The organism is Hydrogenophaga sp. (assembly GCF_041633695.1).
GTDB lineage: Bacteria > Pseudomonadota > Gammaproteobacteria > Burkholderiales > Burkholderiaceae_C > Hydrogenophaga.
On the sequence record NZ_JBFJMY010000212.1, the window covers coordinates 1 to 7,052 of the forward strand.

General features: G+C 65.5%; 9 protein-coding genes. 1 reads left to right on the forward strand and 8 read right to left on the reverse strand.

Annotated elements, in window-relative coordinates:
• The 8 genes from ABYB95_RS13605 to hpaR all read right to left on the reverse strand — a co-directional run.
• Positions 1-475, reverse strand: a 475-nt coding sequence (locus tag ABYB95_RS13605) for an HpcH/HpaI aldolase/citrate lyase family protein (protein ID WP_372659099.1), incomplete at its 3' end; no start/stop codon positions are given.
• Between the two features lie 48 nt (positions 476-523).
• On the reverse strand, positions 524-1,351 hold the full coding sequence (gene hpaH, locus ABYB95_RS13610) for a 2-oxo-hept-4-ene-1,7-dioate hydratase (RefSeq protein ID WP_372659100.1): 828 nt from the start codon (positions 1,349-1,351) through the stop codon (positions 524-526).
• Between the two features lie 7 nt (positions 1,352-1,358).
• The gene (locus ABYB95_RS13615) at positions 1,359-1,808 is read right to left on the reverse strand and encodes a 5-carboxymethyl-2-hydroxymuconate isomerase (protein WP_372659101.1); all 450 of its coding nucleotides are present in this window, start codon (positions 1,806-1,808) and stop codon (positions 1,359-1,361) included.
• A gap of 14 nt (positions 1,809-1,822) precedes the next feature.
• Positions 1,823-2,749 carry a 3,4-dihydroxyphenylacetate 2,3-dioxygenase gene (gene hpaD, locus ABYB95_RS13620; protein ID WP_372659102.1) on the reverse strand — a complete coding sequence of 309 codons (927 nt, stop codon included), beginning with the start codon at positions 2,747-2,749 and terminating at the stop codon, positions 1,823-1,825.
• Between the two features lie 2 nt (positions 2,750-2,751).
• Positions 2,752-4,221 (reverse strand): 5-carboxymethyl-2-hydroxymuconate semialdehyde dehydrogenase, encoded by a 1,470-nt coding sequence (gene hpaE, locus ABYB95_RS13625; protein ID WP_372659103.1) that lies wholly within the window; start codon positions 4,219-4,221, stop codon positions 2,752-2,754.
• Between the two features lie 75 nt (positions 4,222-4,296).
• A complete protein-coding gene (locus ABYB95_RS13630) occupies positions 4,297-5,091 on the reverse strand; it encodes a fumarylacetoacetate hydrolase family protein (protein WP_372659104.1) in 795 nt (264 codons plus the stop codon).
• Entirely contained in the window at positions 5,088-5,756 is a 669-nt protein-coding gene (locus tag ABYB95_RS13635) for a fumarylacetoacetate hydrolase family protein (protein ID WP_372659105.1), read from the reverse strand. The genes ABYB95_RS13630 and ABYB95_RS13635 overlap by 4 nt, the downstream gene beginning before the upstream one ends.
• A gap of 16 nt (positions 5,757-5,772) precedes the next feature.
• Positions 5,773-6,243, reverse strand: a complete 471-nt coding sequence (hpaR, locus tag ABYB95_RS13640; RefSeq protein WP_372659106.1) for a homoprotocatechuate degradation operon regulator HpaR — start codon at positions 6,241-6,243, stop codon at positions 5,773-5,775.
• A gap of 106 nt (positions 6,244-6,349) precedes the next feature.
• Here hpaR and ABYB95_RS13645 point away from each other — a divergent pair.
• Positions 6,350-7,052, forward strand: a 703-nt coding sequence (locus tag ABYB95_RS13645; protein ID WP_372659107.1) for an NAD(P)H-dependent flavin oxidoreductase, incomplete at its 3' end; no start/stop codon positions are given.

Sequence of the window (7,052 nt, forward strand, 5' to 3'; positions counted from 1 at the left end):
GCGACTCGCGGGTTTCTGCCTGCACCAGCAGACACACCTGCTCGTTGGCCTCTTTCGCATAGTTCGCATAGCGCCCCCAGCGCGAGGCGCGCCCTCCGGCCATGCCGCGCACGCCACCCAGGCCGTCGTCCTGCGGGTAACGGCAGGCGCGCACCAGTTCAGCGGCTTGCTCCGGGCTGTCCACCATGGGCACCAGCAGGGTCTGCAGGCCCAGGTCGAGGTATTGTTTGATCAGCGCGGCGTTGCCTTCGGGCACGCGGGCAATCGCATGCGAAGCGTAGGCCGCAATGGCTTGCGCCTGGGCCAGCAGTTCCTGCAAACCATTGGGCGAGTGTTCGCCATCGATCAGCAGCCAATCAAAGCCGGCACCGGCACAGATTTCGGCGCTGTAGGCGTTGGCCAGACCGAGCCAGAAGCCGATCTGGGGTCGGCGTTCCTGCAGCGCTTGCTTGAAGGAGTTGGTGGGTGTTTGCATGTGCACGGGGAGCGGAATGGAGAGGGGGATTGAGCAAGCAAGTGGCGCTCAGACAAAACGGAACTTCAAACAACCCAGCGCGCCGTAATCGGCTTCGAACAGGTCGCCCGCTTTCGCGGCCACGGGCCGGGTGAACGAACCCGCCAGCACGGTATGGCCCGCCTGCAGCGACTCGCCCCAGGGTGCCAGCTTGTTGGCCAGCCAGGCAATGCCGATCGCCGGGTGGCCTTGCACGCCGGCGGCCAGGCCGGTTTCTTCCACCACCCCGTTGCAGCGCAGCACCGCGCCGCACCAGGGCAGATCGGTGGTGAGCGGGTCGGCGCGGTAGGCCGGGTCGCCCGCGCCGAGCACGATACCGGCGTTGGCGGCGTTGTCGCTGATGGTGTCGAACACCTTGCGCATGGTTTTGTTGTGGCGGTCGAATTGTTCGATGCGCGCATCGATGATCTCGATGGCCGGCGTCACATAGGCGGTGGCGGCCAGCACCTGTTCCGGCGTGACGCCTGGTCCTTGGAGCGGCGCTTTCAGCACAAAGGCGAGTTCCACTTCCACGCGCGGCGCGATGAAGTTCGCCACCGGAATATCCAGCACCTGACCCGCCTGCGCGGTGTAGAGCATGTCGTCCAGCAGGGTGCCGTAGTCGGGCTCGTCGATCTGGCTGCTGATCTGCATGGCGCGGCTGGTCAGGCCAATCTTGTGGCCGATGACGCTGCGGCCGGCGGCCTTCTCGAGCGCTACCCAGGCGCGACCGATGCGGTAGCCATCTTCAACCGTCATGCCGGAAAAGCGTTTGGAAAAATGTTCGACCGGCGTGCGCGTGCGTTGCGATTGCCGCAGTTCGGCGGCCAGTTCGGCAATGAGTTCGGGGCTGAACATGGGGTCTTCAGACTTTCTTCTGGAAAAGCGGGTGCAAGGAACTGTTCTTGCCATCGAAGACCTCGTGGCCTTCGTCCACCTGCAAGGTGATGCCGATCGGGCGTTGCCGCAGCTGCTCGGCGAAGCGTTCTTTCACGCAGGCGTTCAGCACATCGCCCACGCGCTGGTGCACCCACGCGCTGCGGCCCTTGGCCATGCGCAGGTTCAGGTACACAAAGGCGTAGTCGCCACCCTGGCCTGCGGCCTCACCGGCCGCGCCGCCATCGGCCAGGGCGAAATGGGTGGCCGGGTAGGCCAGCACGCGCGTGCCGCCGGTGGGAAAGACCTGCCGGTCTTGCTCGTCGTGCACGGTGAGCATGGCGTCGCACAAGGCGCGGCACAAACCGCGCATGTCCGCACCGCCTTCGGCGGCGGGTTGGTCCAGATTGGGTGTGTAGAGGATGACGAGGTGGGGCATGGTGGGTCGGGTGTTCAGAGCCGCGTGGCGATCGAGGTGTAGCCGTCGGCACGGGAAGCCTGGGGCCTTGGGATGGCCGCGCCGCTGACCGGCGTGACCGGGAACACAGCGTTGATCTGACCCGTGCCCGAAGCGCCAAAGTACGGTGTGAGCACTTCGCCTTGGCCTTCGTATTCGCTCCAGCCCAAGGCGCCCAGCATCATGGCGGTGTCGTGCATGAAGCCTTCGCCGTGGCCCTTGGCCGCGTACTCGGGCAGCATCTCGCAAAAGTCTTTCCACTCGCCCTGCTGCCACATCTGCACCACGCGCCGGTCCAGCGTTTCCAGGAAGGGGCTCCAGATGCGGTGGGCGTAGTCGGGCGCCAAACCGTTTTGCGCGAAGCGGTGGCTCAAGGAGCCGCTCGCAAGAAAGGCCACGGTGCCGTCGTAGTGGTCTTCCACGGCTTTGCGCAAGGCCCAACCGAGGCGCGCGCTGTCGTTCAGGTAGTGCGCCATGCACAAGGCCGAAACCGACACCGCCTTGAAGTGTTGATCGGCGTTCATGTAGCGCATGGGCACCAGGGTGCCGTATTCGGGTGCGAGCGTGGTGGCGTCGTGGGCCAGCGTTTCCACCCCCTGTTCGTTGCACACCTGGGCCAGCAGCTTTCCGAGCGCCGGGTTGCCCGGGATTTCGTAGGCCATGTTGCTGATGAAGTGCGGCAACTCGTTGCTGGTGTAGTTGCCCTGGAAATGGGGCGCGCAATTGATGTGGTAGTTCGCGTTGACCAACCAGTGCGTGTCGAACACCACGATGGTGTCCACGCCCTGCTCCAGACAACGGCGCCGGATTTCCAGATGGCCGTCGATGGCCGCTTGCCGCGTGCCCTGGCGCGGGCCGGGCAGCTCGCTCAGGTACATCGATGGCACGTGGGTGATCTTGCCGACCAGTGCGAGTTTGCCCATGCTCAGACTCCCCAGTGTGGGATGTGGTGGCTGCCCATGGACACCGCCACGTTCTTGGGTTCCAGAAAGACCTCGTAGCTCCAGGTGCCGCCTTCGCGCCCCGTGCCACTGGCCTTGGTGCCTCCGAAAGGTTGGCGCAGGTCGCGAACGTTCTGGCTGTTGACGAAACACATGCCGGCTTCGACGGCGGCCGCCACGCGGTGCGCCTTGCCGATGTTCTCGGTCCACACGTAGCTGGACAGGCCGTAGGCGATGTCGTTGGCTTTCGCAATCGCGTCGGCCTCGTCCTTGAACGGGATCAGGCAGGCCACCGGGCCAAAAATTTCTTCTTGCGCGATGCGCATGCGGTTGTCCACATCGGCGAACACCGTGGGCCAGACGAAGTTGCCTTTTTGCACATTGGCCGCCAGTTCGGGCGCGTAGCTCGGGCGGTCGATACCGCCGCACAGCATGGTCGCACCTTCTTTCGGGCCCAGCTCGATGTAGCTGCGCACCTTGGCCAGATGGGCCTGGCTGATCATCGGGCCGACGGTGGTTTTCTCATCCAAGGGGTCGCCGACCACGATGCGCTTGGCGCGCTCGGTGAACTTCGCCACAAAGTCGGCGTAGATGCTTTGTTGCACCAGGATGCGGCTGCCCGCCGTGCAGCGCTCGCCGTTGTTGCTGAAGATCATGAAAAGGGCGGCATCGAGCGCGCGCTCCAGATCGGCGTCGTCGAAGACCACGAACGGGCTCTTGCCGCCCAACTCCATGCTGAACTTCTTCAAACCCGCGCTCTGCACGATGCGGTTGCCGGTGGCGGTGGAGCCGGTGAAGGAAATGGCGCGCACATCGGGGTGGGCGCACAGGGGCTCGCCCACGTCTTTGCCAAAACCGTGCACCACGTTGAGCACGCCGGCCGGAATACCGGCCTCCAGCGCCAGCTCGCCCAGGCGCGCGGCGGTGAGCGGCGAGAGCTCGCTCATCTTGAGCACCGCCGTGTTGCCGAACGCCAGGCAAGGCGCGACCTTCCAGGTCGAGGTCATGAAGGGCACGTTCCATGGGCTGATGAGCGCACACACGCCCACCGGATGGAACAGGGTGTAGTTCAGGTGCGTGGGCGTAGGGTAGGTGTGACCATCCACGCGGGTGCACATTTCGGCGAAATAAGAGAAGTTGTCGGCCGCGCGGGGAATCAGCTGCTTGCCGGTTTGTGCAATGGTCTGCCCTGTGTCCTGGGTTTCCAGTTGCGCGATCTCGGGCACGTGCTTCGCAATCAGATCGCCGAGTGCACGGATTTTTTTGGCCCGCTCGGTGGCGGGCAGACCGGCCCATTTGGGGAAGGCGTCTTTCGCGGCTTGAACCGCGGCATTGACTTCTGCCTCGCCACCCGCCGCCACTTCGGCCAGCACGGCTTGCGTGGCCGGGTTGGTGGTTTGGAAGGTGTCGCGGCTGGCAACGGATTGGCCGTTGATGAGGTGCTTGATTTGCATGCTTGTCTTTCTCCGGTCAGACCACAAAGGGGGTCAGAGCCCGATTTCGTTTGAAGGAACTGCTATCCGGCAAGGTCACTGCCCTGAATCGGGATCTGGCGCCCTTTGTTCCTCGGCGATGGTGTTGACGAGGGCGCCGATGCCATCGATCTCGGTCACGATCACGTCGCCGGGCTGGCAATCAACCACGCCATCGGGCGTGCCGGTCAGGATCAGGTCGCCGGGCATCAGCGTCATGAAGGCGCTGAAGTATTCGATCAGCGTGGGCACGTCGAAAATCATGTCCCGCGTGTGGCCCTGCTGGGTGACTTTGCCGTTGACCGTGGTGCGCAACGCCAGGTTCATGGGGTCGGGCACATCGGCCGCGTCCACCAACCAGGGGCCGATGGGCGTGCAGGTGTCGCGGTTTTTCACGCGCAGGTTGGGCCGGTACCAGTTTTCCAGGTAGTCGCGGATCGCGTAGTCGTTGGCCACGGTGTAACCCGCTACAAAGTCCAGCGCGTCGGCCTTCTTCACGCGCCGGGTCTCCCGCCCGATGACCACAGCCAGCTCGCACTCGTAGTGCATGTATTGCACGCCATCGGGCCGCACGGTGAAGGCCCGGTGACCGATCAGCGAGGCCTCGCCTTTGAGAAAGGCCAGCGGTTCCACCGGCGGTTTGAATTCCAGCTCTTTCGCATGGTCGGCGTAGTTGAGGCCCAACGCCAGAATGGTGCGGGCCCGCAGCGTGGGCACCAGTGGTGGCAACCAGACCACTTCGTCGAATGCCACCACGCGACCGCGAAACGCGGGCGTCAGCAGTTTCAACGCGCCGTCGTGTTCCACCGCGTCGTGGACCGCACCGGCCCAGGCAATGCGTGCGCGCTTCATGCCGACGCTCCCACGAGGCTGTTGACCACCGGCTGCAAGCCCGGGGCCGACACCTCGACGGTGTCACCGGCCTGTGCCAAAGGTCGGCTGCCGTCGTCCAGGCAATCGGTGCCGAGCATCAGCACGTCGCCGGGGCGCAGGGTCATGCATGTGCCCACGTCCGCCAGCAACTGCGCGGCGGGCCGCACCAGGTCGGCCAGGCGCACGGTCTGGCGCAACACACCGTTGATCCGCACCTCCAGCTGCCAGCTCGCCAACGGCGGCAGCTGCGCCAGCGGCACGCAGCTACCGCCCACGCCCAGCAAGCCGTCGCCACAACGGGTTTTCACCGCCGGGCGAAAGTAGCTGTCGTGCGGGACGCACCAGTCGTTGAGCAGCACGGCGCCCGCCACACTGGCCAGGTCGGGCCGGGCGCAGCCGTCGCGCACAGCACCCATCACCAGCCCCACCGTGGCGCCCACCGCCAGCGCGGTTGTGCCCGCCGGCATGGCGATGCGCGCACCGCTGGGGGTGAAGGTGTTGGCGGTCTTGATGTAGAGCACCGGCGCCTGCGGCGGTGCTTTGTAGGGTGGTTGCGCCATGCGCTCGGCCCACAGCGCGGTTTCGCGCTGGAAGTTCAGCAGGCTGCCGTAAACCGTGCCGTGCGGCATCCAAGTCGGGGTCATGCGGGGTCTTTCAGGTTCATTCTTCGGGTGTGGCCAGCACCGGCGGCTCCAGCGCGATCACGCCATCGAGCAAGGCGTAGAGCGCGCTCAGCTGGGTTTTGCCCAGGCGCTGCTCCATCCAGTCGTAGTGCGCTTCGATCGCCTCGGACAGGCGCTCCACCAGTTGCAGGCCTTGCGGCGTGGCACGCACCACGGTGCGGCGCGCGTCCACCGGGCAACGGCTGCGCGAAATCAAACCATCGCGCTCCATGCGGGTGAGCACGCCGGTGAGGCTGGGGCCGAGCAGAAAGGCATCGCGCGCCACACGGCCGGTTTCCACTCCCGCCGCGTCACCCGCGTGTTCGCCCAGCACCCGCAGCACCCGCCATTGCTGGTCCGACAAGCCGTGCTCGCGCAGGCTGGGCCGGGTGTGCTGCATCACGGCTTCGCGGGCTTCCAGCAACAAACGCGGCAGGTTGCGGTGGACAAATGGGGTTGTGGTCGTCATTTATTTAATATGTTAAATGTTTTTCCGGCCAACGATACAAAGGGTTTACCCTGATCTGCGAGACGACCAGCCAACGGGTTTTCTGGCGGCTGCGACAATGCCCGTCATGACGTCCTGGCACACCCAACTCGGTCTAAAACTTCCCATACTGCAAGCACCCATGGCTGGCGTGCAAGGCGCTGCGCTGGCCATTGCGGTGAGCAATGCCGGTGGTCTGGGCGCACTGCCCTGCGCCATGTTGTCGGCCGAGGCCCTGCAGCGGGAGCTCGCCGCCCTGAGCGCGGGAACAGAAGGCCCCTACAACCTCAACTTCTTCTGCCACACGCCGCCCGTGCCCGACCCGGCGCGCGATGCCGCCTGGTTGCGGGCGCTCGCGCCCTACCACGCAGAAGCCGGGATTGACCAAGGCCAGATCGCGCCGGGCGCGGGTCGGGTGCCGTTCAGCGCCGAGGTGGCGGACCTGATCGAAACCTACCGGCCTGCGGTGGTGAGCTTCCACTTTGGTCTGCCCGCACCCGAATTGCTCGCCCGCGTGAAAAGCTGGGGCAGCCGGGTGCTGGCCTCGGCCACCACGGTAGACGAGGCGCTGTGGCTACAAGCCCATGGTGCCGACGCCATCATTGCCCAGGGCCTGGAGGCTGGTGGCCATCGGGGCATGTTCATGCACGACGACATCACCACGCAGATGGGCACGTTCGCCCTGCTGCCGCAAATCGTGCGGGCGGTGCATCTGCCCGTGATCGCCGCCGGTGGCATTGCCGACGCAAGCGGCGTGGCCGCGGCGCTCGCGCTGGGGGCGGTGGCGGCGC